Origin of the sequence: Gemmiger formicilis, from assembly GCF_024462815.1 — a bacterium.
GTDB lineage: Bacteria > Bacillota > Clostridia > Oscillospirales > Ruminococcaceae > Gemmiger.
In genome coordinates this window covers 1-25,677 of record NZ_JANGCG010000002.1, presented here as the reverse complement: position 1 = coordinate 25,677, position 25,677 = coordinate 1, and the positions used below count along the sequence as shown (strand labels likewise).

The following is a 25,677-nucleotide window of genomic DNA, read 5'->3' as shown; positions in this document are numbered from 1 at the left end:
TACTTATGCGTATCACGGAACTGTTCACTGCCCAGTCCATCGCGTTGGATATTGCTGCGCCGGATCAGGCGGCTATCCTTGACAAGCTCGTTGCACTGCAGGAAACCCACGGCAACATTACCGATGCGGACGCCTACAAAAAGGCCCTCTACGCCCGCGAAGCGGAGGCGTCCACCTATGTGGACAACGGCATCACGGTGCCGCACGCCCGCGCCGCCTGCGTGACCCGCCCCAGCCTTGCGGCGCTGCGGCTGAGCAGCCCGGTCCAGTATAACCCCGACGATGAGGGCAAGACTGATCTGCTATTTGCCATTGCCGCGCCGGAAAACGGCAGCCTGCACATTGATATGCTGGCGCGTATGATGCAGATGCTGATGAACGAGGACTTTGTGGCCAAACTGCGCGCCGCCAGAACTCCCGCAGAGTTTCTGGATGCCATTGACGCGCAGGAGGAGGCCCAGTTCGGGGAGGAGAGCTTCACCCAGCAGGAAATCCCCCAGAATGGCTACCGCGTGCTGGCGGTCACAGCCTGCCCCAACGGCATTGCCCACACCTATATGGCGGCGGAGGCCCTGACCAAGATGGGCGATAAGCTGGGTCTGCCCACCAAGGTGGAAACCAACGGCTCGGACGGTGCCAAGAACGTGCTGACGGCAGAGGAAATCGCCGCCTGCGACGGCATTATTATTGCGGCGGACAAGAACGTCGAGACCGCCCGCTTTGACGGCAAACCGGTCATCTTTGCCCGCGTGGATGACGGCATCCATAAGCCGGAGGAGCTCATCAAGAAGATTGCCCACGGCGAAGCCCCCATCTACCACGCCGAGGCCGGGGCCAAGACCCAGCAGAGCGCGGGCGGCGCAAACGATACCTTTGCCCACAGCCTGTACAAGCACCTGATGAACGGTGTTTCCCATATGCTGCCCTTCGTTGTGGGCGGCGGCATTATGATTGCGCTGGCCTTCCTGCTGGACGATTACACGATTGACCCATCCAACTTCGGTATGAACACGCCTGTGGCAGCCTTCTTCAAGACGGTCGGCAGTGCGGCCTTCGGCTATATGCTGCCCATTCTGGCGGGCTTTATCGCTATGTCCATCGCGGATCGCCCGGGTCTGGCTGTCGGCTTTGCGGGCGGCGTGCTGGCTATGAACGGCACCAACTTTGCAGGGTTGGCCAGCGGCGAGACCACCGGCATTTCCGGCGGCTTCCTGGCGGCACTGCTGGCCGGCTTTGCAGCGGGCTATATCGTCCAGTTCCTCAAGAAAATCACCGAGAAGCTGCCCGCCAGTCTGAACGGCATCCGCCCGATGTTGATTTACCCGCTGGGCGGTATCCTCGTCACCGGTCTGGTTATGTGCGGCGTCAACCCGGTTATGGGCATCATCAACACGGCAATGACCGACTGGCTGAAAGCGATGGGCGGCACGTCCAAGGTGCTGCTGGGCGCGATTGTGGCCGGTATGATGAGCATTGATATGGGCGGCCCCTTCAACAAGGCAGCTTACGTTTTTGGCACAGCGGCACTGGCCATGGGCAACTACGAGGTTATGGCTGCGGTTATGGTCGGCGGTATGGTTCCGCCCATCGCGATTGCACTGTCCACCACCTTCTGCCCCAAGAAGTGGAGCCCCGATGAGCGCCGCAACGGCATCGTCAACTACGTTATGGGCCTCTGCTTCGTCACTGAAGGCGCAATCCCTTATGCGGCGGCTGACCCGCTGCGCGTCCTGCCCAGCTGCATCATCGGCTCGGCACTGTCCGGTGCACTGTCTATGGTGTTTGGCTGCGCCCTGCGTGCCCCGCACGGCGGCATCTTCGTGTTCCCGGTCGTTGACCATGCGCTGCTCTACGTTGTGGCGCTGGCCGTCGGCAGCGCGGTGGGTGCTGTCATCCTGAGCCTGCTCAAGAAGGACTACGTAGAAGAATAACACGCTGTTGTACGAAGGCCGCCCCGGACGGGGCGGCCTTTTGGCATAGACTACCCAAATGCGCCGGGCTGTGCTATAATAAAAACAATACCGACACAAACGAGGAGACACACTATGCAGACAGGATTCACCCCCGGGGCGGAAATTCCATTTGAGGGCGCGGAAAATTTCCGTGAACTGGGCGGCTACCCCACGGCCGATGGGCGGCATGTCAGGCGCGGCCTGCTCTACCGCGGCGGCAATCTGGATACGTTGACCAGCGCTGCCGACCGGGCAAAGCTGGAGGGCCTCGGCCTGAAGGAAATTCTGGATTTGCGCAGTGAAGGGGAGAGCGACCAGCACCCGGACCCCGCGGTGCGCGGGGCCCACTACCAGCGGGTCTGTGGTATGCGCAACGCCGATGGCAGCGAGATGGACTTTTCCAGTCGTGGCATTGCGCGGATACAGCAGGAGAAGGACGCCTATGAGCGCAGTGTCGGCCACCCGGTACACGATTTTTACTGGTTCAGTGTACTATACGCACAGATGCCTTTTGGCAACCCGGCCTACCGCGCACTGTTTGCGCTGCTGGAGCAGCGCCGTGTGCCGCTGCTGTTCCACTGCTCCTGCGGCAAGGACCGCACCGGCATCGGGGCAATGCTGATTCTGCTGGCGCTGGGGGTATCGCGGGAGGACGCGCTGGCCGACTATATGCTGACAAACCGCTACCGCCGGAAAATCATTGAGTGCTTTCTGGCCGATAAGCCCGCCGATGAGCGGGAGCTGCTGCTGCCGGTTGAGGGCGTCAGTGAGCCGATGGGCGCGGGGGCGATTGATGCAATTTTGCAGCGCTACCCCAGCTATGAAGCCTACTTTGCGGCAGAGTTCGGCCTGACCGCCGACAAGCTGGCGGCGATGCGGGACTTTTATCTGGAATAAAAAACAGCTCCCTTGCGGCAGGGAGCTGTTTTGCTATAGACTGTTGGCAGGCATCAGCCCAAGCTGATGCCCATGGCGCGGGCAACGTTGAGCATATCGCAGTCACCGGGCACGCCGCGGGTCTTACCGGCAATGTCGGCCAGCGGGTTGGCGGTTACGTGGCGGTTGACCATGGCAACGGTCACGCCGTAGTGCTCGTCCGCAACCAGACCGGCCGCATAGGAGCCAAACTGGGTGGCCAGCACGCGGTCATAGGCGCTGGGACTGCCGCCGCGCTGCATATGGCCGGGCACGCAGATGCGGGTCTCGGCGCCGGTCATCTCCTCAATCTGTTTGGCAATGCGGGCGGTGGCGGTGGTGTAACCGGCCTCGGCGCGTTTGGCGGTCCACTCCTTGCGCTTCATCTTGGCCTCCTCCAGCGAGAACGCGCCCTCGGCCACAGCCAGAATCGAGAAGTTCTTGCCAGCCTTGGCGCGGTTCTCCACGGCAGTGGCTACCTTCTTGATGTCATAGGGCAGCTCGGGCAGCAGGATGATGTCTGCGCCGCCCGCAATACCGGCGTACAGCGTCAGCCAGCCCGCCTTGTTGCCCATAATTTCAATGCACATCACGCGGCTGTGGCTGCCCGCCGTGGTGTGGATGCGGTCGATGACCTCGGTGGCAATGTCCACTGCCGTGTGGAAACCGAAGGTAACGTCGGTACCGTAGATATCATTGTCGATGGTCTTGGGCAGGCCAATGATGTTCAGCCCCTCCTGACTGAGGAGGTTTGCCGTCTTGTGGGTGCCGTTGCCGCCTAAGCAGAGCAGGCAGTCCAGCTTGGCAGCGCGGTAGTTTTTCTTCATCGCGGCAACCTTGTCCACCTTGTCGTCCTCGACCACGCGCATCTTCTTGAAGGGGGTACGCTTGGTGCCCAGAATGGTGCCGCCCACGGTCAGGATGCCGGAAAATTCGTCCGGGGACATCTCGCGGTAGTTACCGTTGATAAGGCCGTCATAGCCGTTCATAATGCCTACAATTTCGACCTTGTCACCCATGCGGTGGTACAGCGCCTTGGCCACGCCGCGCAGCGTGGCGTTCAAACCGGGGCAGTCGCCGCCGGAAGTCAGAATACCAACACGAATTGCCATAGTAAAACCCTCCTGATGCAGAATTTTAGTATACTATAAATGTACGCTAACCGAAACCGTATGTCAAGAAAAGATTTTCCGCGCTGCTGTGTGCAAAACGGACTTTTTTGAAAAAACTTTAAAAAAATTCAAAAAAGGGCTTGCAATTTGCGTGGCGCTTTGCTATAATAACATACGTCGCCGGGAGACACGGCGGATACAAAACAAAATATGGGAGCTTTCCCGAGTGGCCAATGGGGACAGACTGTAAATCTGCTGCTTAATGCTTCGGTGGTTCGAATCCACCAGCTCCCACCAAAAGACTGTGACAAAAAAGATGTCACAGTCTTTTTTCTTTGCTGTATCGTCGAAAATCAGCGATTTCGCCAACCAATTTTTGAACACGGTTTTACAGTGTTGTCCAACCATTTTAGTGCGGTTTTCCCAACTTGATGCCCACTTTTCCTGCCGCTTTCCGGAATTTGGCAGGGGAGAGGGCAATTTTTTTGAGAAAAAACAGAATAAATCCTGCTGTTTTCAGAATGTTTTCAATTTCCCGCAGCCAATTTCCCATTGGACGCGATTTTTTCGTTTTTTGCAGTTGCTGGCAAAATGGAAACTGCACGCACTTTCATTCCTTTCCCCATTATGCGAATGTGTCGCCCTGCGTGCCGGCGGGCAAAACGGTGCAGTGGACCATTTTTAGAGCGCAAGTCCCTCCACGGCCTGATTGGCCGGAAAAGGGGACTGTACCATCTCCTTCGGGGCTGGCTCATGCGTCGCGCAAGCGCTTGCATTCGCCTCGCGGGGACCGGTCGCTAATTGTGCACCATACTGAAAAATCCGAACGCATACTTTTTGTAGATGCGTTCGGATTTGTGTTTTTGTAGGTTTGGTGATGTGATTGTGATTACACCCGATAATGTCACAGAACTTATGGGGTACCCATCGGAAGGCTTTTGAAAGGCCAAGAGGGATATCTGTCGCCATTTTTGTGAAAGGTAGATACCGCGTTGTAACAAAATGTGATTATTCTTTCTCGCTTCGGCGTAAAGAAACAAAATGATACAATAAATTGAAAAAGGGCGACCTTTTGTCATTGTGGAATACAAAGGAATACTCTATCATTGAATTGTTGGAATTGCACGAATTCGTGCTTTGATTGTTGAGAATAACTGATGAAATGATAAGGAGGATAATGATGCACAAGTCTGTCTGTGTGAAAAATCCGGACGCAATTACACTGCGGGACTGTTTCGGCGCAACGGTGCTGTCTACTGTAAATGGTCTGTGTACCGTGTTTATGTCCAGTATGTTTATGCAGTATATGACCGACTACGCCGGGCTGGGCGCTATGGGGGCGACCTTGGCCACATCGCTTCTTCTGTTTGCGCGAATCTTTGATGCCGTGGATGATCCCATTCAGGGATTTTTGATGGATCGCGGAAAACGAACCAAAATCGGAAAGTACAAGCCTTTTTTTCTCCTCAGCATACTGTTGACCGGCATTGGCTGTGTATGTCTCTACTCGTTCCCGTCCGAGTTGGCGTCCAAGCCCGTAATGGTTGTTGTGTGGGTTATCGTTTTCTACTTTTTGTTTGATGTGGGAACATCCTTTTATAAGGATAATCTTTTGTTCCGAACGATGACCAATGATCCCAACGAACGTTCCAAGCTGGTTATCGGACCGCGGGTTTGGACCATGATCCTGGGCGTCGTTACGTCCGCCTTTACGGCTGTGCTGGTTGCGGTCAACGAACGTGTGGGCAACTATCACGACTCATTTGCCATCCTGATCACCGGTATTGTTGGTGCAGCGATGGTGCTCTCCCTTATTGGCTGGTTCCTTGTCAAGGAAAAGCACTGTGTGCAGGAAGAAAAGGCAGAGCCGGTAAAGTTCAAGGACTTCTTTCTTCTGTTCAAAGAGAACAAGCCGATGGTGGTCTACTATTTGAAATGCATCTTTTCCGGTTTTATCTGGTCCCTTATTTTTGCCACGCCTGCGTATTACATAAAATGGGGATTCTGCACGGATTTGACCACCGGCGTCACAAACATGGAGCAGTATGGTGTCCTCAACGGCATTTCTTCCATGATGATGCTCATACCGCTGCTGGTTGGTGCAGTTATTGGTCGTCCGCTCTTGAAGCTCTTTAAGAACAACCCAATCAAAATGACTTGTTTCCTTCTGGTTGTGCAGTCTGTCGGCGGGGCGGTCCTGTTTATTACCCAGATGGCGGGTCTGCTTACGAAGGTTCCTGCGCTGTTCTTCGTTACCCTGTTCATCATGGCAGTGGGGGTGGGAACTGACTTTGTCCCGCAATCCATGGTGGAAATGGAGATTATGGACTACAACATTTACAAAACCGGCAAGGATCGTTCTGCCTTGACAATGGTTGCCGGCGGTTTCATTGTCAAAGCCCAGGCAGCGCTTTCGGCTGCAATTATTGGCGCTGTGCTCATGTCAATCGGCTACAACGTGGATCCCGTCACCTCCGAATACATGGGGGAACTGTCGCAGATTCCGACCATGCTCAATTGGTTTATCGTTATCATGGGTCTTGTTCCTGCCATCCTCGGCGCATTGTCGGCTTTGATCCTGCGGACATACCCGATCAAGGACGATGAGCGCCGAAAAATCCGGGAATGCCTGGATCACCGCAATGCCGGGTAAGGATCATTCCTCCGCAATATGGCGGCGGTATTCCAATGGGGTGAGGCCGTACTCGCGCCGAAACACTTTGTAGAATTGCGTTCTGTTTTCATAGCCCATGGATGCCGCAATCTGGCAGACCGGCAGCTCTGTGGTTCTCAGAAGCCGCGCCGCCTCGGCCATCTGTACCTTTTGACAGTACGCTTTCAGAGTGTATCCGGTGTTTGTCTTGATGATGCGGGATATATGCTCGCAGGAGTAGTTAAGTGCCTCCGCCAGATTGGTCCGCTGGATAGCCCCGTGGTGAGTTTCAATCAGTTTCTTGACCTGTTCCGCCGTCAGCAGTTCTTGACTGTTCCTCAGCGAAATGTGTGTTGCTTTGTATATGTCAGGATTCTCCAAGGCGGCAAACAGCCGGAGCAGAGAGGAATAAATGTCAAACTGGTATCCGATCCGCTTGACCGTAAAGGCGCGAATCAATTCCTGGGTGAGCTGCGGGATCGTATCTTCGCCTAAAAGGGTAAAGTCCAGGTAGTCCTTTTTATAGTCGGCACGTTCCGACAGATTGTCGCTGAAAAACTGATTGAGAATGCTTTTGTACTGAAACGGCGGCGGAAATGATTTGGGCCACTGTGTCAGCAGAGAGGCATCGATGCCGATGTAAACGATATCCGCATTCGACATATCTGTTTCGCGATGCATGGTGTTTCGATTGAGGAGACAAAGGTTTCCCTGCGTATAGGTGGTCTCGGCTCCCTCAATCATCACCCGGACGCGACCCCGCTGCACATACATCAGCTCAAAAAAATTATGCTTGTGCATATAGGTCTCATGAAAGAATTCTTGTTTGTTTGGAGTGTGAACGCAAAAGGACCATGCATCCATATAGTTGGAAAACAGATACTCCTGAGGCTTCTGGATGCTGGTTACAATGGACAACGGAGAAAAATAGTCCCGTTCGGCCGTATGGTTGCGAAGATAGTTCGGACCATGGCTGCCGGTCTGGTTCCGCATTTCATCAATGCTGTCAAAAAACAGGTGTTCCATGCGAGCATCCCCCCTTTTTACGGCAGTATAGCATGGAATTGAGTATAGTATAACATAGAATTGAGTGTTTTTGAAGGAGGAAATATCTGTGAAACGGCAATGTTATAACCCCTATCTTCCCAGTTGGGAATACATCCCCGATGCTGAACCGAAAGTATTTGGTCAGCGGCTGTACATTTATGGGAGCCATGATCTCTTTGGCGCCAAGGAATACTGTGAGGGCGATTACGTATGCTGGTCGACCCCGGTAGATGATCTTTCCGACTGGCGGTATGAAGGCGTAATCTTCAAAAAGCAAGATACGCCGTGGAATAAAGAGAATCTGTCCTACTATGCACCGGATGTGGTGCGCGGCACAGACGGACGGTACTACCTTTACTATTCGGTGGCCAATACGTCGATCACATCGGTCGCTGTGTGTGACAAACCTGCGGGAAAATACCAATATTTGGGCGATGTTCACTTCCCGGACGGGCGAGTCTACGGCTCAAAGCCGGAGGATTGGTTTATGTTTGACCCAGCCGTTCTGGTGGATGATGACGGGCGGGTGTTTCTCTACGTGGGCAGCGGGCAGAAATCCAACGGACAATTCGGCCACGAGATCAAGGGGCTGTTTGTGATGGAACTCAGCTCTGATATGCTGACCATCATCAGCGAACCCACCATCATCATGCCGGCGGATTTTGATCCCAAGAAACCGAACTATTGGGAAGGGCCCTCTATCCGTCACATCGGTGAGTGGTATTATCTGGTCTATCCGGCCACGGACATCACCGGGCTCAATTACGCGATGAGCTTGTTCCCCGACAAGGGATTTATCCACAAGGGACCGATCCATTCCTCAAGTGATATCGGTCTGGAGGGCAGAAAGCTCATGAATGCGGCATATCCGATGGGAAACAGCCACGGCGGTATGGTATGCGTCCACGGGCAATGGTATATATTTGACCACCGAACGACCAATGGCGCCAAACGAAACCGGCAGGCGGTAGCTGAGCCCATTGAGATCCGTGAGGACGGGACCATCCACATGGTGGAGTCCACGAGCTGCGGATTGAATGGCGGCCCTTTGAAGGGAACCGGGACCTATCCGGCCTACATTGCCTGCGTCCTGCACCATGCCGGAATGTTTGGTCTGCGCAACCCGATGGACGGACCCGAGATCACCCAGGATGGTCCGGACTACGAGCCGCCGGAGCCCGCGGAACGGGAAGTGACCATAGAGACAGAGAGCGCGGCACCAAAGGCGTATATTTCCAAAATGAAGAATGGCAGTATTGCCGGTTTCCGATATTTTGATCTGACTGAAAGCTCCCACATTGCTGTAACGGTTCGCGGCGCAGGCGGCGTGCTGGAACTCTTACCCGGGGAAAAAGGTTCTGTCATAGCATCCATTCCCCTTGCCGGGACAGCCGACTGGACAACCGCCGGAGTAAAATTCGACGCCGGACGTTTGGCGTCGGAGTGCCGGCGTCCCATTGATTCCTGCCCGCTGTATTTCCGGTATAAGGGAAAGGGAACGCTTGACATCTTGAATATTACGTTGGCATAAAGGAGAATAATGATGGACTGGACACCAATCTGGCACCAAGCCGCGGCCCCTGCCTTCGCGATGGGCTTTTTGGCGGGCAAGAAAAAAACAGTGGTGTATTCTGTGATATCCCAGGTTTCGGGCGAGAAACTTCGGGTCCGTTTCTCCAACCACTATGGAAAGAAACCCTACACCATTGGGGGACTGACCGTGTGGGCACAGGGAGAGATGCATACCGTCACGCGGGACGGCAGCTGTGTTTTCACGGTTCCCGCGGGGGAAAGCTGCTATTCGGATGAGTTGACGCTCCCGGTGACGATGGGGGAAGAACTGGAAATCAGACTCTACTATGCATCCAAGGTCATGGACAGCAATATGATCGAGGAAAATGCGGTAAGCTACCCGGGAAATCATACGACGGACAGCGAGCTGCCCCCACCCCGGCGGGAAAAATATATGGAACAGTACAGCCTTTATGAAGCGATTCCCGGAATGGATCAGATCGAGGTGTTTACCGGTCAGCCTTCCAAAATCATCGTGGCGTTCGGGGACAGTATAACGGCTATGAACCGCTGGGTAAAACCGTTGCAAAAGCGTCTGTTCGATGCGTACGGCGGTGACTACGCACTGATGAACGCCGGAATCGGCGGGAATTGTCTGCTTTATGATATCCCGGGTCTGATGGGCGTTTCCTACGGGGAAAAAGGGGTGTCCCGCTTTGAGCGCGATGTACTCCGTTTTTCAGAACTCTGCGGTGTGATTTTGGCGTTGGGGGTCAATGATGTAGCCTACTATTCCCAAAAGACAGGGGCGGTCATCTCGCTGGAACAATATGGTTCGGCCGTAACCGATATTGTGGATCGGCTTCATAAGGCCGGTGTCCGGGTGATTGCCCAGACGCTTCCGCCCCGCAGCGGTTTTGTGAAAAAAGGGTATACCCCGGAGATGGAGGCGCTGAGAGTCAGCATCAATGAATGGATCCGGGATAGCGCGCTGTTCGATTATATGGTTGATGCGGATGCACTGCTGCGCGATCCGAAGAATCCTTCGTTCACCGACGAGCGTTATCACCAGGGGGATCACCTGCACCCGAATCAGGCCGGAGGAATGCTGCTGGCGCAGGCGTATGATTTGCAAAAGCTGACAGGGGAGGCGTAGGCATGGGGAAAAAGTATTTCACGCTCAGCTTTGATGATGGACTGGAACAGGACAAACGGGTAATCCGGCTCATGAGGCAATACGGACTCAAGGGAACCTTCAACCTCAATGCCGGCCTGTTTGGCACCCGCGGCGAGGTGAAGGGGCTTGGAACCTTCTCTTTTCAGGATTGCCCCGAAGGCGTAAAGCACAAGTTTCCATTTTCCTATGTGCAGCACAACCGAATCCCACAGGACGAGGTGTGCCAGGTCTATGAGGGAATGGAGATTGCCACCCATGGTTTCCGGCATGAACCGCTGGGGGCTGTCAGCGAGGATGAAATGCGCGCATCGGTGGATGCGGACAAGGCCGCGCTGGAAAAAATCTTCGGCACCACGGTCGTGGGTCACGCCTATGCGCAGGGTTCAACCTCGCCGGCTGCCCAGGCGTATCTGAAGGCGCAGGGGTATCAATATGCCAGAGTGGTCTTTCCCTCCGGCGGCTTTGCGTTCCCGGAGGATCCGATGAACTTTCGGCCTTCCTCCTCGCTGATTCTGAAAAATGCCGCAAAGCTGGTGGAACGTTTCAAATGTGAGGAACCCGGAGAAAAGGATCTGCTGTTGTTCCTGTGGGCACACAGTTATGAAATGGACTACGACAAGGGAAACGCCAGTTGGTATGCTTTGGAGCGGCTTTTTGAATCGATCGCAGGCCGAAACGATATCGTATATTGCACAAACAGCGAAGCATTCGCGCATATTTAAGGAGAGCAGGAAAGTGGAAAAGAAAGATTTTAACCGAGGTTGGCTATTTGGCACTGTGGGAAAGGAACCGTCTATGCAGCCGGTCACGCTTCCCCACGATGCCATGCTGTACGAGAAACGCTCGAAGGATGCGGCAACAGCGGGAGCGTGCGGATACTTTCCCGGCGGGGCCTATGTCTACGTCAAACGATTTCTTGTGCCTGAAACGTGGCGGACACAGTCCGCTGTGCTGGAATTTGAGGCAGTTTATCAAAACGCGCAGGTGTTCGTGAACGATGCGCTTGTGGCTGAACAGCGGTATGGGTATACCAACTTCTTTGTGGTGCTGGACCCACAACTGAAGTATGGCGAAGAAAATGAAATCAAAGTGATTGCGGACAACTCGTCGGTACCCAATTCCCGTTGGTATTCCGGCAGCGGAATTTATCGCAGCGTAAACCTCTTCCTGGGGGATAAGAGTCATATCCGCCCGGATGGACTGCTCGTCTCCACCTCCGGAAACGATGCGGCCCATGTGAAAGTTTCGGTCACCGGTGGTGATACGGTCAGAGTCTCTGTTCTGGATGGTGAAAAGGTGGTAGCACAGGCCGAAGCTGCGGTCAAGGATGGCACTGCGTCGGCGGACATTCCCGTTTCCCAGCCGCGGCTTTGGGATGCGGAACATCCCGAACTGTACCGATGCAGAGCGGAACTGCTGAAAAATGGTGAGATGGTGGATGAGGCGGACGCCTGGTTTGGATTCCGTACCCTTAGCTGGAGCACCAGAGGATTTTTTGTAAACGGCAAGAAAACGCTGCTCCGTGGCGCCTGCGTCCACCACGACAATGGTATTCTGGGCGCCTGCTCTTTTGAGGATGCCGAGTTCCGCCGTGTCCGTCTGCTCAAGGAGGCCGGTTTCAACGCGATACGTTCCGCCCACAACCCTGCCTCCAAGGCGCTGTTGGATGCCTGTGACCGGCTGGGTCTGTATGTCATGGATGAATTCTGCGACAACTGGCTGGTACATAAAAACCCCTACGACTATGCGGACCAGGATTTCCGCGCATGGTGGCAGCAGGATCTCACAGCTATGGTCATCAAAAACTACAACCATCCCAGTGTGGTCATGAACTCTATCGGAAATGAAATCTCCGAACTGGCTATACCCGAAGGACAGGAGTACTGTAAAAAATTAGCAGTCCTGGCACGAAAGCTGGACCCGGACAAAGCAGTGACGATGGGGGTCAACCTGATGCTGTGCAGTATGTCGGCCAAGGGTGGCGGCATATACGGCAACAAAAAGGATGGAGAAGAGAATAAAAACGGCAGTCAGACGATGGACAACGTTCCCACCAGCGCCTTCTTCAATATGCTGATGAATCTGGCCGGGGGCATGATTGAAAAAATGGCCGCCAAACCTGCCGCAGACGATGCCACAAAGGTGAGTTTCTCTTATCTGGATATTGGCGGTTACAACTACGCCGCGTCCCGATACGAGAAGGACGGTACGCTCCATCCCGACCGCGTCATTGTCGGGTCCGAGACCCTGCCCAAGAACCTGTATCATAACTGGCAACTGGTGAAAAAATTCCCCTATGTCATCGGCGACTTTATGTGGACGGGCTGGGATTATCTGGGGGAGGCGGGCATAGGTACCGTCCGTTACAAAAGTTTCAAAAATCCCGGTCAGGACGCGCCCATCATCTCTGCCGGCTGCGGCGTGATCGACCTTTGCGGAAAGATTCGCCCCGAGGTACAGTGGAACCGGCTGGTCTGGGGGCTGGACCATACCCCCGGCATCGGCGTAGAACCGTATACCCACGCAGGGGAGACCGGCTCTGTATCCATGTGGCGTGACACAGACGCAGTGGCAAGCTGGTCCTGGGCCGGCTGTGAAGGCAAAAAAACCAAGGTCACGGTCTACTCTGACGGCGAAACGGCGGAACTCATTGTCAACGGGCATTCCTATGGCAGAAAAAAGACGAAGGAATACAAGGCTGTCTTTAAACACGTTGTCTATGAGCCCGGTACCATCACCGCAATCAGCTACGATAGCGAGGGAAAAGAACAGAGCCGGACTTCCATGAAGACAGCTGCAGGACCTGCCGAACTGCGTGTGGTGGCCGACCGGAGCACCTTGCAGGCAAAAACGCAGGATTTGGCCTACATCAGCATTGACCTGACGGGGGCGGATGGCATCACAAAATCTTCTGAGGATACTGCGGTCACGGTGGAGGTTGACGGTGCCGGGACGCTGCTGGCCCTTGGTTCTGCACGTCCTAACATGGGGGAAAACTTTTTCTCCGATACCCACACGACCTACTACGGCAAGGCATTGGCCGTGGTCCGCGGCGGCGATGCCCCCGGAAAGATTACGGTCACGGTGAAAGCAAAAGGCCTGCAGGCCAAAACGCTTGAATTGGATGTGATCTGAGGAAAAGGCATACGCTAATACTACAAAAAGGTGCTGCTGCACAAGGTTGAATCCTGTGCGGCAGCACCTTTTGTACTTGTATTGTGTGTCAGTTCTGCATGGCAATCTGCTCGCCCTGCACCAGCGGATAGCGGGCCAGCTTGCCGCCGTCCAGATTTTCCCGGTGCATATCCACGGCGGTAATCTGGTGGTTGCCGTAGGTGGTGTAGTAGTAAATGCCCTTGTCGGCGTTGCAGCAGCTGGTGTAAAGGGTGATTTCGTACTTGCCGCCGTCCAGCTCACAGCAGCCGCGCTGTTGCTCGACCGAATGCAGAATGTGGAAAAATTGCCCGACGCTCTCGGCCTCACCGTCACCGGATTTGGCGTTCATCCGCACAAAGGCGGCGCGGACAAAGCGGGACTGGCTGGACAAATCGCCCGGCAGACCCAGTGCGCCAAGCCCGCGGCTGTAGACCGGCAGCTCCAGCCCCTCGGCAAAGGTGCTGGCAGGCGTGTGGGGCGAAAGTGCGCGGTAATTGTTCAACGCAAAAAGCTGCTGCGGGAACGGCGGATTGTTCGTCAGCACGCCCACCGGGTTGTTATAAATGTGCAGGCCGTCGGCGGTGGACTCCACCACAATGCTGCCGGTCTTGTCGGCAATAAGCCAGTGCAGCTGGGCAAGGGGAAGCTGCTCACTGAAGGGAATGTTGACGATGTTGGCCTTTTCCAGCAGGGTGCGGGCCTCGGCCAGCGTGGCGCAGCTGCCAAGCAGCCAGGGGATAAGCTCAAACTGGGTGATGTTGTTTTTGCCTTCGGCCACCGGATGGTAGACGGCGTTCCCGACAAAGTTCAGCCCGGCAATGCCGAGGCCCTTCTCGTTGACGGCATCATAGTAGAGGGGATACTCCCCGGCTATATAGGCCATACCAATCATCGCATACTTTGTGCGGAAATCGCCCATGCAGCGCAGGCGGAACGGATACGCCCGCGGCGTGACGGTGACCTCATCGCCGTAGGAAAACTCATAATCCAGATTGCGCCCGAAGTAGAAATCCTTTGTGGTATACGTTGCAGCGGTACACATGATGAACGCCCCTTTTTATTTTATAATATAGTATTGTACCACGGCTATGGCAGGACAATCCACCGGTAAATTGTGAACAATACCGGGGCTGCGTCCGCAATGCTAAAAACGGCGCTGCTGCACAGGAAAGAGCCTGCACGGCAGCGCCGCAGTGACTATAAGGAAACAGGGATTTGTAGGGGGAGCTGCCCCCTCATCCGGCCCTGCGGGGCCACCTTCTCCCAGAGGGAGAAGGCTTGGGGAGTTGCGCAATGGCCGTGGCCACGTGCATTTTTTACAAGGCATTGGAGTTTTTCGCCGAGGCCTTTTTGCAAAAAGGCCGGAAAACCCGCGATTAAGAATCCGAATCGAGCTTCAGCACGGCGGTGAAGGCTTCGCTGGGCAGGGTCACGCTGCCCAGCTGGCGCATCTTCTTTTTGCCCTCTTTCTGCTTTTCCAGCAGCTTCTTTTTACGGGTAATGTCGCCGCCGTAGCACTTGGCCAGAACGTCCTTGCGCATGGCTTTGACTGTCTCGCGGGCAATGACCTTGCCGCCCACAGCCGCCTGCACAGGAATTTCAAACAGCGCGCGGGGAATATTCTCCTTCAGCTTCTCGCAGATGCGGCGGCCCTTGGCGTAGGCGTTGTCGGCAAACACAATCATCGACAGTGCGTCCACAACCTCGCCATTGAGCAAAAAGTCCAGACGCACCAGTTTGCTCTCGTGCCAGCCTTCCCACTCATAGTCATAGCTGGCGTAGCCGCGGCTGCGGGATTTGATGGCATCAAAGAAGTCATAGACAATCTCGCCCAGCGGCAGCTGATAGTGCAAATCCACACGCGTTTCGTCCATATACTTCATATCCACCAGCACGCCGCGCTTGGTCTGGCACAGATCCATCAGCGGGCCAACGTAATCGTTGGGAGTGTAGATGTGCGCGTTGACAAACGGCTCCTCCTGCTTGACGATGCGGGTCGGGTCGGGGTAGGCGGAGGGATTGTCGATAACCTCCACCGTGCCGTCAGTCAGCGTCAGGCGGTATTGAACGCCCGGCGTTGTGGTGATGAGGTCGAGGTCGAACTCGCGCTCCAGACGCTCGGTGATGATTTCCATGTGCAGCAGGCCCAGAAAGCCGCAACGGAAGCCGAAGCCCAGCGCGGCGCTGGTTTCTGGCTCAAAGGTCAGGCTGGCATCGTTCAGCTGCAGCTTTTCCAGCGCGTCCTTCAAGTCGGGGTAGTCTGCGCCGTCGGCGGGGTAGATGCCGCAGAACACCATCGGCGTCACGGTGCGGAAGCCGGGCAGCGGCTCCGGCGTGGGGTTCGCCGCCAGAGTCACCGTGTCGCCCACGCGGGTATCGCGCACGGTCTTGATGCTGGCTGTCAGGTAGCCGACCTCGCCGGCCTCCAGCTTGTCACAGGGGGTCAGGCTGGTGGCACCCATATGGCCGACCTCCACCAGCTGGAACTCGGCGCCGGTGCTCATCAGGCGGATGGTATCGCCGGGCTTGACGCTGCCCTCAAAGATGCGCACGTAGACGATAACGCCCTTATAGCTGTCATAGATGGAGTCAAAAATCAGCGCCTTCAGCGGCAGGGTGGGGTCGCCAGTAGGGGCGGGGATATCCCGCACCACGCTTTCCAGCACTTCCTTGACACCGATGCCCAGCTTGGCGGAAACGCGGGGCGCCTCCATGCAGGGCAGGCCGATGACGTCCTCGACCTCCTTGGCCACGGTGTCGGGGTCGGCGCTGGGCAGATCAATCTTGTTCAGGATGGGCACAACCTCCAGATTGTGGTCCAGTGCCAGATAGCAGTTGGCCAGCGTCTGGGCCTCCACGCCCTGGCTGGCGTCCACTACCAGAACGGCACCCTCGCAGGCGGCCAGACTGCGGCTGACCTCGTACTGAAAGTCCACGTGGCCCGGGGTGTCGATGAGGTTGAACTCATAGGTCTCGCCGTCATCGGCCTTGTAGCGCATGGTCACGGCGCGGGCCTTGATGGTAATGCCGCGCTCCTTCTCAATTTCCATGTCGTCCAGCACCTGGTCGGTCATGGTGCGCTTGTCAACGCTGTCGGTCAGCTCCAGCATACGGTCGGACAGGGTGGATTTGCCGTGGTCGATGTGGGCAATAATGCAGAAATTGCGTATGTTTTTGCGGGCCATCAGTTTTCCTCCAAATCGTTCCAAATCTCGCAGACCTTGCCGTTTTCCTTGTACACACGCGGCACACGGCGGGCAAGGCCGCAGAGAATCTCATAGTTGATGGTGCCGGTTTTGGCGGCAATGGTATCGGCGGTATCACCGCCGCCAAGGCCAAAGACCGTGACCTCGTCACCCATTCTGACATCGGGAATGTCGGTGACGTCAATCATCGTCTGGTCCATACAGACGCGGCCCAGCACAGGGGCGGGCTGCCCATGCACACCCATGATGCCCAGTCCGCCGGACAGGCGGCGAGGGTAGCCGTCGGCGTAGCCCACGCAGACCGTGGCGGCGCGCATCGGGTGCTCAGCGGTGAAGGTGCGGCCGTAGCTGACGCTTTGTCCGGGCAGCAGCTCCTTCACGAAGGTGACCACGCATTTCAGCGACATGACCGGCCGCAGATCGGGGAAGTGCACCTCGTCACTAGGGTCCAGCCCGTACAGGATGATGCCTGCGCGGGTCAGGTCATGCCGCCACTCCGGGTGGCGCAGCTGCGCGGCCGAGTTGGCGCAGTGCACCGTGCCGGTGGCAAAGCCATCGGCCTGCAGGCGGGCCACCACGCGGGCAAACAAGGAATGCTGTTCATCTGTGTAGTCTACATCGTCAGGGGCTACACTGTCAGCCACGGCAAAGTGTTGGAATACGCCGCAGATGTCCAGACCCGGCAGGGTATACAGTGCCTCCAGCTCGCGGATGGTCTCCTCAAACCCGGAGCGCACCGCAAAGCCGATGCGGCCCATGCCGGTGTCGATTTTCAGATGCACCTTGACCTTCACACCGGCCTGCACGGCGGCGGCAGAGAGAGCGCGGGCGTATTCTGTGGAAAAACAGGCGGTGGCCAGCTCATTGTCGGCCAGCACCGCCGCATAGGCCGGGTCGGCATAGCCCAGAATCAGAATCGGCTTTGTGATGCCGCTGCGGCGCAGATGACGGCCCTCGCCCAAAGAACTGACCGCGAAGGCCGCCGCGCCCTGCTCCTGCAGCACGCGGGCTACAACGGTGTCACCGTGGCCGTAGGCGTCCGCCTTGACAACGGCGCAGACCGGCCCGCCGACGGTGCGGCAGATATAATCAAAGTTTTCACGCAGGGCAGTCAAGTCAATCTCAGCCCAGCAGTGCTTTTCAAGTGCAAAATCATTCATAGTGCGCCTTCCCCTCCGTAACACTTTATTATAGCATGAAAACGGCGTAGCTGCAACTGAATCGCTAATTTTCGCCGTCATCGTTTGTGTGGAAATGTTGGGCGTCCGTCTCGGACCAGTGGCCGTGTACCCGCTGCACACCCACAATGCGCAGCTTGGAGTGCAGGAAGTGCTGCTCCCGGTAGAGGCTGAAATAGCTGGACAGCATATAGGAAACCGCGCACGCCAGCGCAAACAGCGAGATGCACTGCCCGCCGAATACCTCGATGGCCAGACAGATGGACGCCAGCGGGCTGTTGGTGCAGCCGCAGAACAGCGCCACCATACCCAGCGCGGCCCCCAGCTGCGGCGGCAGACCCAGCAGGGGCGCGGCAACACAGCCGAAGGTTGCCCCGGTGAAGAAGATGGGCACGATTTCGCCGCCCTTAAAGCCAGCGCCCAAGGTCAGCGCGGTGAAGAGCATTTTTAAAAGGAACGCGTAGGGCATAGCTCCACCGTCCATGGCGGCCTCAATGACCGCGCCGCCCGCACCGTTGTAATCGGTGGTGCCCAGAAGGGTGGTCAACGCGGCAATCAGCACGCCGCCCACTGCCACACGCAGATACGGATTGGGCAGGAGCTTGGCATAAACACGCGGTGCCGCGTGCAGAAGCTCACAGAAGAAGATGCTCAGCGCGGCCAGCAGCGCACCCAGAACGATAACACGAACAAGGTTCGGCGGCGTGGCGGCAACCTCGGCCTTCAGGACGAAAGCCTCCGGGGGCAGCCCCATCTGTCCGCTGAAAAAGACGCCCAGCAGCGCTGAAACGAGGCAGGGGAGAAGGGCTGCGTACTGCATCGAGCCGACGTCCACAACCTCGAGCGTGAAGATGGTTGCGGCCAGCGGCGTGCCGAAGATGGCGGAGAACGCGCCCGCCATACCGCACATCGTCATCAGGCGGCAGTCGCGGTTTTCCAGATGCAGCGCCCGGCCCACTTGCCCGGACACCGAGCCACCCAGCAACAGGGCAGCGCCCTCACGGCCGCTGGAGCCGCCGAACAGATGCGTCACGACGGTGGAAAAGAAGATCAGCGGCGCGGTGCGCAGCGTCAGGGGCTTGTGCTCCCGCACGGCCACAAAGACCTGATTGGTTGAGCCGCCGCCGTCCGGGTCAAAGTGATTGTACAAAAACACAATGACAAGGCCCGCCGCGGGCAGCAGATACAAAAGCCATGGGTGCACCGCCCGCGTGGCATTGGCCCAGTTCAACGCCAGACCGAACGCCGCGCCCAGCGGCCCCACAAGGCAGCCCACCAGCGCCGCCAGTACCAGCCATTTGGCACAGACCGCCAGATACCCTGCCGCACTGCGCAGGTGCCGTTTGATACGTCCCAAAGTGATTTCCTCCCCACGATGCAGAATTTGAAGCTATTATACCGTTTTTTAAGAAAAAAGACAACAGAAACGCCGTAACTGCCGAAGGTGGTCTTTCATTCTCTCCGGCATTCCAGTACCACCTACAAACTGAAACTCAACCACGGTGATCTGAAAGCCACCCAGGGCGATACAGGCCATGCCGAGATTGACATGATAACCAGTATCTATGCTCACATTCTGGACGAGGATAGAAAGGTCAATGCTCAGAAATTCGAGACAGCCTTCTATGCCAAGCCTGATCTTCGCAACGTCCGTCCACCGGAAGAACCGGCAAAATCGGAGCCTGCGACCCTGGACCTTGAAAGCCTTGTGGAGCAGCTTCAGAAGTCGCCGGAGCTGGCGAGTGCGCTCGCAGCTCTGATAGCGGCGCAAGCCACGGCAAAGTGATCCGAAAAATCGAATTAGCAAAACGCAGAATTTTCTTAGCAAATTTCTGAAAAGCGTTCGAGTCCAATTAGCAAATATACATCTTGCGGCGTATAAAAATCTCCCAGTAACGGAAGTGAAATTACCGGGAGAAGGAGGAACAAAAAACGCTGCAAACCCCGAAAAAAGGCTTGCAGCGGTGCATTCTGGCGTCCCAGAGAGGATTTGAACCTCCGGCCCCACGCTTAGGAGTATGGCTTACCATGTGATACACGGTTCGGATGTAACTTCCAATATCATCCCTTACGCAGAATGACTTGTAGTAAACGAACTTTATGGTGCAAAACACCTATTCTGACGCAGTTTTATGTATCCGTTGGGTGGTCCTATTAGCAAATTCTTAGCAAGAGGACACCCAGCCAAAACTGATTGCTACTGCCATTCTCCACTCCCTTAGTCAAAATGACAAGGCAAATACATGGAGGTTACTATGGACAAGAAAGAGAAAAAGTCACTGCCGGAACCGCGCACATACACCGTGGAACAAATTGCAGCCATGCTAAACATTGGCCGCACAACCGCATATCAGCTCGTCAAGCAGGAGGAGTTCAGGATCGTCCGCATAGGAAATGCGATCCGCGTCTCCAAGAAATCTTTTGACGAGTGGCTGGAAAGTTTGGAATTGTGAATATCGCAAGAAACGCCGTAGGCTCAAAAAACCTATGGCGTTTTTTTATACCCATTTTTGAAGGAGGCTGGCAATGAAACTGACAGAAGCAGAAATAAGGATGGTGTTTCAGATTGAAAGTACCAATCAGAACGCTGCCCTGAATGAGATTTACATGACATGGTGCTATGCGCCGAACCCGGCAACGAAAGAAACGGCGGAAGGCCTGCTGGACAAGCTCCGCCCACTGTCGGATCAGGAGTGCATGGATTTGATCCGCAAGGTGCAGGCCGAATACCGTCTGCCGGAGAAAGCCCGCACCATCGGGGAAATGCTGGCAGAAGCCAGGCAACGATCCGGGGCGCAGAAGTTATCCGGCCATGACATTATGGCTTTGGAGCGTTTCGACCCGGCAACCAGACACATGATCGTCTTTGATGTTCTTACCCATGACTCGCCTGTTGGCTGGAAGGGTGAGAAAATGCGCCTGTTCCTGACCGACACCGGATACAGCAAGGCTTTGGAAAATCAGGAAAAGGGACATATCAAAATCCGTAACCATGCGAAGGTGCTTTCCGGCGACATCCACTATGACCATAAAGACCGTGAGAGGTAGCCGCCCTAAAAATGTATCAAAATCAGTGGGATATCTTCTGTTTCTTCCTCCGTGGCTTGCGTTCTGAACAGGGCGTGGATGTTTTCCCATGCGGGAGGCTATGAAGGCGTACAGACAGATAAACCGCTCAAAATCAACACTTTTCATTTTCACAGGAAGGAGGTGCGAAGATGGCTGTTTTTCGTATTGAAAAGACCCGTGATTATACGGTCATGTCGAACCATCACTTGAAAGATCGGACGCTGACCCTGAAATCCAAAGGGCTGCTGTCCATGATGCTGTCACTCCCTGACGAGTGGAATTACACCACCAGAGGTCTTGCGGCGATCTGCCGGGAAGGTGTGGACAGCATCGGCGCGGCATTGAAGGAGCTGGAGACCCACGGGTATATCCGGCGCACCCAGCTTCGGGACGAAAAAGGCAAGATCACGGATACCGAGTATGTCATTTACGAAATGCCTCAGTGCGAGCCGCCGTCAAGCCCAGGTACGCCTTTACCGGGTACGGCAAAGCCATATACGGAAAACCCGGATATGGGTATCCCGGATACGGCGGACCCGTGTACGGAAAACCCCGCACAATTAAATACTAATCAAACAAAGACTGATTTATCAAGTACGGAGATATCAAATCCTATCCCATCAAATCCCCCTACCCCCGCAGGGGCAAGGATGGGAATGGATCGGATGGGAGCCAGAGAATGTTATCGTGAAGTGATTTTGGACAACATCGAGTACAGCTATCTGGTGCAGGACAGCCATATCGACCGTGAGCAGCTTGACGAGATCGTTGACCTGATCGTGGATACCGTATGTTCTGCCCGCAAAGTCATCCGCATTGCCGGAGATGATTATCCGGCAGAGGTGGTAAAGTCCCGGTTTATGAAGCTGGACAGTTCCCATGTTCAGTATGTCATGGACTGTATGAAGGACAACACCACCTATGTCCGCAATATCAAGAAATATCTTTTGGCGGCGCTGTATAACGCCCCGACCACCATCAACAGCTACTATTCTTCCCTGGTGCAGCACGATATGTACGGGGACGGGCAAAGGGGGCGAGGCTAAATGCAAGAGGAAGTAACGCGGGGCGCCGTAACGCTCATTGTTGACGGAGCCAAGCTAAGCGAGCAAGTCTTTGAAAAAGCCGTCAAAAAGTTCCTGGAGGAAATCCAGAAAAGCCAGAAGCCCAAAATCTACCGCGGCAGGCAGAGCCTTAAACAGCTTGCCAGCCAGAACGCCGGTCTTGCCAATATCGAGATCAGTGACAAGAATATCAAGGCTTTCTCCCGTGTGGCGAAGAAATACCATGTGGATTTTGCCTTGAAGAAGGACACCACTGCAGAGCAGCCCCGTTACCTGGTCTTTTTCAAAAGCCGGGACGCGGATGCCATCACAGCGGCATTTCAGGAGTTTGCCAGCCGGAAAATGAGCCGTGAGGAAAAGCCCTACATCCGGGAACGGCTGACCCAGGCGAAGGAACAGGCGGCGGAGAAAGTGGAACACCGCACCATTGACCGGGAGAAAGTAAAGGTCAAAGATCGGAGCGTGCAGAGATGAACATGAAAAAACTGTTTTTGCTGAATCTCCCGTATCTTCTGTTCGTGTATCCCTTCGATAAGCTGGCACAGGCTTTCCGGCTTGCGCCCGGTGCTGACCTTTCCGGCAAGCTGCTCTCCATTGGGGACGGCTTCACGGCAGCCCTTTCCTCCCCGTGGCTCAGTTTCCATCCCACGGACCTGTTGATCGGCATAGCGGGTGCGGTGATCCTTCGCATGGCGGTCTACCTGAAAGGCAAGAACGTTAAGAAGTATCGCCACGGGATCGAGTATGGTTCTGCCCGCTGGAGTGCATAATTTTAAGTGTAAATGACACATACATGGACGCACAGGAGGTTATGCACATGACTGATTATAGCAAAATTACAGCCCTTTACTCCCGCCTTTCCGTGGGCGACGAGGACAGGGACGGCGGCGAGAGCAACAGCATACAGAACCAAAAAATATTTTTAGAGAACTATGCCAGAGGGCAGCACCTAACCAATATCCGGCACTACATCGACGATGACGAAAGCGGCAGGTTTTTTGACCGTTCTGCCTACTCCCGCATGATGGACGATGTGGAAAACGGGAAAATCGGTGTCTGCATTATGAAAGACCTTACCCGCTGGGGGCGCGACTATCTCCAAGTCGGCAACGCGATGGAGATATTCAGACGGAACAATGTGCGCTTTATCGCGGTCAACAACGGCATAGACAGCGAGAAGCCCGACACGCTGGAGTTTGCGCCCTTTATCAATATCATGTCGGAGTGGTACGCAAAGGACATCAGCAAGAAAGTGAAAACGGGCATTAAGACCAAAGGCATGAGCGGAAAGCCGATTGTCACCGAAGCCCCCTACGGTTATGTCAAAGACCCGGACAACAAGGATTTTTGGATAATCGACGAGGAAGCCGCCGAGGTTGTCCGTTTGATTTTCCGTCTGTTTATCGGCGGGAAGAACCGCAATCAAATCGCCGTATATCTGACACAGGAGCAAATCCCAACCCCCACTTTCTACATGAAAGACCGGGGGCGGGGAACCTGTAAAAATAAGACGCTCAATGAGGATAACCGCTGCAAGTGGAACAAAGTCACCTTGACCAATATCCTCACACGGCAGGAGTATTGCGGAGATGTAGTCAACTTCAAGACCACAAAGCATTTCCGGGATAAACATAACCACTATGTAGACCGGAGCCAGTGGCACATCACAGAAAATGTGCATGAGCCGATTATCAGCCGCAGCGATTTTGAAACCGTACAGCGGATTTTGGAAAACGCACCCGTCAAACGCCCCAACGGGGACGGGGAAATCCACCCTCTGTCCGGCTTGCTTTTCTGTAAAGACTGCGGCGCAAAAATGCACATTCGTATAGATTACCGGAACGGCGGCAAGCGTCATGTTGCCTATTGCAGCGAGTACCACAAGGGGAAAGCCAAGAACCCCAAATGCCATTCCCCGCACATCATGGACGCGGACTTGCTCATGCAGACCATCGCGGAAGTGCTGAAGAAAATCGAGGACTATTCTATCAGCAACCGGGCAGAGTTTGAAGCCTTAGTGAAAAAGAACCTTGCCATGCAGCAGACCGACCAGACCAAAAAGCAGCAGAAGCGTATCCCGCAAATCATGACGCGCCTTGAACAGATTGACAAGGTGCTGAATAAGCTCTACGAGGACAACGCCCTCGGCACGATCCCGCAAGACCGCTATGAGCAGATGTCGCAGAAGTATTCGGAAGAATACTACGCGCTGAAAGCGGAGCTTGCCACGCTCCAAGAGCAGCTATCCGCTTACGAGAACGCGGGAGGACGGGCGCAGAAGTTTTTGAAGCTGACGGAACGCCATGCTGCCTTTACCGACCTTACACCCGCCATTCTCAACGAGTTTATCAGCCGGATTGAAGTGCATGAGCGCGACCAGAAAAGGGCGAGATACGCAATCCAGCACATCAGCATATATTTCAATTATATCGGCAAGTTTGAGAATGAAGTGACGCAGCTTGCAGAACCGACCGAGCAGGAAATCCGGCAAATGCGGGAGGAAATCGAAGAAGCCAAAAAGGAAAAGAGCCGCGCCTACCACCGGCAGTATTCAAGGGAGTACCGGGCGAGAAACCTTGAAAAGCAGCGGGAGTATGACCGCATGAAAGCGCGGGAATACCGGGCAAGGCGAAAGGCACAGGCAGCCGCACAGCCCGCACAGTAAAACAGAATAACAGTCAACCAAGAGGGATTTTCCGAACTACGGGAAATCCCTCTTTTGCGCCCAAAGAAAGGAGCCGCCTATGGCAGAACAGACCCCCGACAGTATCATCACGACCCAGAGGAACGGGCAGACCATTGTTGCGGAGTTATTTTTCAATCAAAGCAGCACAGAAACATTCCGCGACAAGCTGCTCAAACTGGCACTTGCCGACAGCTCGCGTTTATCCGCGTCTGACGGTCAAGAGCCGGAAAAAACAGAAATCTTGCGATAACAGCCGCCCTGACGATACACTCCCCGTCCGGGCGGTTTCTATTTGAAAATCCTCATTTTCCCCAAGTCAAGAGCCGGGAAAAACACTCGAAAAATGCCCCTATTGCGTAACAGGGGCGCAGAAAGGAGAGTTTATGAGAACAGGGCTTACGAAGCAGGAAAAGACCACAGATATTTGGTTTGACGAGAAAAACCCGATTATCCATATCCGTACCCACAACACCGACTTAAAGAAGCGGCTTGCCGCCTACGCCGGACAGCACCCCGATGTGTGCCGCCAGACCGACGCAGACCCCGAAACGGGCTGCATGGAGTTTGAAATCCGCAAGGAGCGTTTCTCTTTCCGTCTGACCGCCCCATACAGCGAGGAACGCCGGGAAAAGGCGCGTCAGTATGCCAGAGAGAACAATGCCGCCGACAGGCTGAATTGATATGGATTTGTTCATACTCTTGTGCTATGATATTTATGAATAATGAAACCTTTTCCTCTTTTTTGCGTCTATATAAATAACAGAAAAATGAAAGATAAAGGAGGCTTCTGTTATGAAAAAGAAATGGTTAATAATCACAATGGTGTGCATGGTCTTATTGTGCATTGTGGTAATGGTCTTTCTGTTTACAATGGGGAAAAAACCATATAAAAATCTGGACGCAGCACAAATAGCGTCAGCCAAAGTGCAATTAACGCCGCCAGACAAAAC

The 25,677-nt window shown here is 55.0% G+C and carries 22 protein-coding genes, 1 tRNA gene and 1 pseudogene; 17 read left to right on the top strand and 7 right to left on the bottom strand.

The features are described from left to right. The first annotated feature begins 5 nt into the window (after positions 1–5). Positions 6–1,931: a PTS fructose transporter subunit IIABC gene (locus tag NE623_RS02585; protein ID WP_256271814.1), complete on the top strand. Its 1,926-nt coding sequence runs from the start codon at positions 6–8 to the stop codon at positions 1,929–1,931. 114 nt (positions 1,932–2,045) lie between these two features. Then, positions 2,046–2,849 (top strand): tyrosine-protein phosphatase, encoded by an 804-nt coding sequence (locus NE623_RS02580; protein ID WP_256271815.1) that lies wholly within the window; start codon positions 2,046–2,048, stop codon positions 2,847–2,849. Positions 2,850–2,902: 53 nt separating this feature from the next. Here NE623_RS02580 and NE623_RS02575 read toward each other — a convergent pair whose 3' ends face one another. After that, the gene (locus NE623_RS02575) at positions 2,903–3,979 is read right to left on the bottom strand and encodes a 6-phosphofructokinase (protein ID WP_256271816.1); all 1,077 of its coding nucleotides are present in this window, start codon (positions 3,977–3,979) and stop codon (positions 2,903–2,905) included. Between the two features lie 212 nt (positions 3,980–4,191). Here NE623_RS02575 and NE623_RS02570 point away from each other — a divergent pair. Then, a tRNA-Tyr gene (locus tag NE623_RS02570) sits at positions 4,192–4,276 on the top strand. 112 nt (positions 4,277–4,388) lie between these two features. Here NE623_RS02570 and NE623_RS02565 read toward each other — a convergent pair. Beyond that, positions 4,389–4,583 carry a hypothetical protein gene (locus NE623_RS02565; RefSeq protein ID WP_256271817.1) on the bottom strand — a complete coding sequence of 65 codons (195 nt, stop codon included), beginning with the start codon at positions 4,581–4,583 and terminating at the stop codon, positions 4,389–4,391. 576 nt (positions 4,584–5,159) lie between these two features. Here NE623_RS02565 and NE623_RS02560 point away from each other — a divergent pair. Further along, positions 5,160–6,632 carry an MFS transporter gene (locus NE623_RS02560; RefSeq protein ID WP_256271818.1) on the top strand — a complete coding sequence of 491 codons (1,473 nt, stop codon included), beginning with the start codon at positions 5,160–5,162 and terminating at the stop codon, positions 6,630–6,632. A 3-nt stretch (positions 6,633–6,635) separates the two neighbouring features. Here NE623_RS02560 and NE623_RS02555 read toward each other — a convergent pair whose 3' ends face one another. Then, the gene (locus tag NE623_RS02555) at positions 6,636–7,658 is read right to left on the bottom strand and encodes an AraC family transcriptional regulator (protein ID WP_256271819.1); all 1,023 of its coding nucleotides are present in this window, start codon (positions 7,656–7,658) and stop codon (positions 6,636–6,638) included. Positions 7,659–7,746: 88 nt separating this feature from the next. Here NE623_RS02555 and NE623_RS02550 point away from each other — a divergent pair, with 88 nt between their 5' ends. Genes NE623_RS02550 through NE623_RS02535 form a run of 4 tightly spaced genes read left to right on the top strand, consistent with a single transcriptional unit; the run spans position 7,747 to position 13,503 of the window. Beyond that, a complete protein-coding gene (locus tag NE623_RS02550) occupies positions 7,747–9,210 on the top strand; it encodes a family 43 glycosylhydrolase (protein WP_256271820.1) in 1,464 nt (487 codons plus the stop codon). A gap of 12 nt (positions 9,211–9,222) precedes the next feature. Continuing rightward, complete coding sequence (locus NE623_RS02545) at positions 9,223–10,347, top strand: GDSL-type esterase/lipase family protein (RefSeq protein WP_256271821.1); 1,125 nt, start codon at positions 9,223–9,225, stop codon at positions 10,345–10,347. A 2-nt stretch (positions 10,348–10,349) separates the two neighbouring features. Further along, the gene (locus NE623_RS02540) at positions 10,350–11,090 is read left to right on the top strand and encodes a polysaccharide deacetylase family protein (RefSeq protein ID WP_256271822.1); all 741 of its coding nucleotides are present in this window, start codon (positions 10,350–10,352) and stop codon (positions 11,088–11,090) included. 13 nt (positions 11,091–11,103) lie between these two features. Next, positions 11,104–13,503 (top strand): glycoside hydrolase family 2 TIM barrel-domain containing protein, encoded by a 2,400-nt coding sequence (locus NE623_RS02535; RefSeq protein WP_256271823.1) that lies wholly within the window; start codon positions 11,104–11,106, stop codon positions 13,501–13,503. A gap of 88 nt (positions 13,504–13,591) precedes the next feature. Here the strand turns inward: NE623_RS02535 and bsh are convergent, their stop codons facing one another. The 4 genes from bsh to NE623_RS02515 all read right to left on the bottom strand — a co-directional run bounded on the left by bsh (position 13,592) and on the right by NE623_RS02515 (position 19,265). Beyond that, positions 13,592–14,566 (bottom strand): choloylglycine hydrolase, encoded by a 975-nt coding sequence (gene bsh / locus NE623_RS02530; RefSeq protein WP_256271824.1) that lies wholly within the window; start codon positions 14,564–14,566, stop codon positions 13,592–13,594. 334 nt (positions 14,567–14,900) lie between these two features. Next, positions 14,901–16,709, bottom strand: a complete 1,809-nt coding sequence (gene lepA, locus NE623_RS02525) for a translation elongation factor 4 (protein ID WP_256271825.1) — start codon at positions 16,707–16,709, stop codon at positions 14,901–14,903. Beyond that, positions 16,709–17,890 (bottom strand): alanine racemase, encoded by a 1,182-nt coding sequence (gene alr / locus NE623_RS02520; RefSeq protein WP_256271826.1) that lies wholly within the window; start codon positions 17,888–17,890, stop codon positions 16,709–16,711. Before alr ends, lepA begins: the two co-directional genes overlap by 1 nt. Before the next feature lie 64 nt (positions 17,891–17,954). Next, positions 17,955–19,265, bottom strand: coding sequence for a chloride channel protein (locus tag NE623_RS02515; protein ID WP_256271827.1), 1,311 nt, complete (start codon positions 19,263–19,265; stop codon positions 17,955–17,957). A gap of 192 nt (positions 19,266–19,457) precedes the next feature. Here NE623_RS02515 and NE623_RS02510 point away from each other — a divergent pair, with 192 nt between their 5' ends. The 9 genes and pseudogenes from NE623_RS02510 (at position 19,458) to NE623_RS02470 (ending at position 25,407) form a co-directional block, all read left to right on the top strand. Then, positions 19,458–19,694, top strand: a complete 237-nt coding sequence (locus tag NE623_RS02510; protein ID WP_370866668.1) for a hypothetical protein — start codon at positions 19,458–19,460, stop codon at positions 19,692–19,694. 469 nt (positions 19,695–20,163) lie between these two features. Next, positions 20,164–20,361 (top strand): helix-turn-helix domain-containing protein, encoded by a 198-nt coding sequence (locus tag NE623_RS02505; RefSeq protein WP_114000934.1) that lies wholly within the window; start codon positions 20,164–20,166, stop codon positions 20,359–20,361. 280 nt (positions 20,362–20,641) lie between these two features. Next, complete coding sequence (locus NE623_RS14990; protein WP_442490232.1) at positions 20,642–20,956, top strand: DUF5720 family protein; 315 nt, start codon at positions 20,642–20,644, stop codon at positions 20,954–20,956. Positions 20,957–21,126: 170 nt separating this feature from the next. Further along, positions 21,127–22,023: a DUF6017 domain-containing protein gene (locus NE623_RS02495; RefSeq protein ID WP_256271829.1), complete on the top strand. Its 897-nt coding sequence runs from the start codon at positions 21,127–21,129 to the stop codon at positions 22,021–22,023. Beyond that, positions 22,024–22,515 carry a PcfB family protein gene (locus tag NE623_RS02490; RefSeq protein WP_256271830.1) on the top strand — a complete coding sequence of 164 codons (492 nt, stop codon included), beginning with the start codon at positions 22,024–22,026 and terminating at the stop codon, positions 22,513–22,515. After that, a pseudogene (locus NE623_RS02485) lies at positions 22,512–22,802 on the top strand (conjugal transfer protein TraG); the annotation flags it as partial. The gene NE623_RS02490 and the pseudogene NE623_RS02485, both read left to right, overlap by 4 nt. A gap of 32 nt (positions 22,803–22,834) precedes the next feature. Beyond that, positions 22,835–24,706, top strand: a complete 1,872-nt coding sequence (locus tag NE623_RS02480) for a recombinase family protein (protein ID WP_256271831.1) — start codon at positions 22,835–22,837, stop codon at positions 24,704–24,706. 79 nt (positions 24,707–24,785) lie between these two features. Next, positions 24,786–24,977, top strand: a complete 192-nt coding sequence (locus NE623_RS02475; RefSeq protein ID WP_129872992.1) for a transposon-encoded TnpW family protein — start codon at positions 24,786–24,788, stop codon at positions 24,975–24,977. Between the two features lie 133 nt (positions 24,978–25,110). Beyond that, complete coding sequence (locus NE623_RS02470) at positions 25,111–25,407, top strand: hypothetical protein (RefSeq protein WP_256271832.1); 297 nt, start codon at positions 25,111–25,113, stop codon at positions 25,405–25,407. The last annotated feature ends 270 nt before the right edge of the window (positions 25,408–25,677 follow it).

What these genes read in the sequence shown, in the direction of transcription:
- NE623_RS02585 (WP_256271814.1), top strand. Translation starts at nt 6, where the DNA reads ATGCGTATCACGGAACTGTTCACTGCCCAGTCCATCGCGTTGGATATT.
- NE623_RS02505 (WP_114000934.1), top strand. Translation starts at nt 20,164, where the DNA reads ATGGACAAGAAAGAGAAAAAGTCACTGCCGGAACCGCGCACATACACC.
- NE623_RS02475 (WP_129872992.1), top strand. Translation starts at nt 24,786, where the DNA reads ATGGCAGAACAGACCCCCGACAGTATCATCACGACCCAGAGGAACGGG.
- NE623_RS02555 (WP_256271819.1), bottom strand. Translation starts at nt 7,658, where the DNA reads ATGGAACACCTGTTTTTTGACAGCATTGATGAAATGCGGAACCAGACC.
- NE623_RS02540 (WP_256271822.1), top strand. Translation starts at nt 10,350, where the DNA reads ATGGGGAAAAAGTATTTCACGCTCAGCTTTGATGATGGACTGGAACAG.
- NE623_RS02560 (WP_256271818.1), top strand. Translation starts at nt 5,160, where the DNA reads ATGCACAAGTCTGTCTGTGTGAAAAATCCGGACGCAATTACACTGCGG.
- bsh (WP_256271824.1), bottom strand. Translation starts at nt 14,566, where the DNA reads ATGTGTACCGCTGCAACGTATACCACAAAGGATTTCTACTTCGGGCGC.
- NE623_RS02510 (WP_370866668.1), top strand. Translation starts at nt 19,458, where the DNA reads ATGATAACCAGTATCTATGCTCACATTCTGGACGAGGATAGAAAGGTC.
- NE623_RS02470 (WP_256271832.1), top strand. Translation starts at nt 25,111, where the DNA reads ATGAGAACAGGGCTTACGAAGCAGGAAAAGACCACAGATATTTGGTTT.
- NE623_RS02480 (WP_256271831.1), top strand. Translation starts at nt 22,835, where the DNA reads ATGGACGCACAGGAGGTTATGCACATGACTGATTATAGCAAAATTACA.
- NE623_RS02495 (WP_256271829.1), top strand. Translation starts at nt 21,127, where the DNA reads ATGGCTGTTTTTCGTATTGAAAAGACCCGTGATTATACGGTCATGTCG.
- NE623_RS02575 (WP_256271816.1), bottom strand. Translation starts at nt 3,979, where the DNA reads ATGGCAATTCGTGTTGGTATTCTGACTTCCGGCGGCGACTGCCCCGGT.
- NE623_RS02545 (WP_256271821.1), top strand. Translation starts at nt 9,223, where the DNA reads ATGGACTGGACACCAATCTGGCACCAAGCCGCGGCCCCTGCCTTCGCG.
- alr (WP_256271826.1), bottom strand. Translation starts at nt 17,890, where the DNA reads ATGAATGATTTTGCACTTGAAAAGCACTGCTGGGCTGAGATTGACTTG.
- NE623_RS02580 (WP_256271815.1), top strand. Translation starts at nt 2,046, where the DNA reads ATGCAGACAGGATTCACCCCCGGGGCGGAAATTCCATTTGAGGGCGCG.
- lepA (WP_256271825.1), bottom strand. Translation starts at nt 16,709, where the DNA reads ATGGCCCGCAAAAACATACGCAATTTCTGCATTATTGCCCACATCGAC.
- NE623_RS02490 (WP_256271830.1), top strand. Translation starts at nt 22,024, where the DNA reads ATGCAAGAGGAAGTAACGCGGGGCGCCGTAACGCTCATTGTTGACGGA.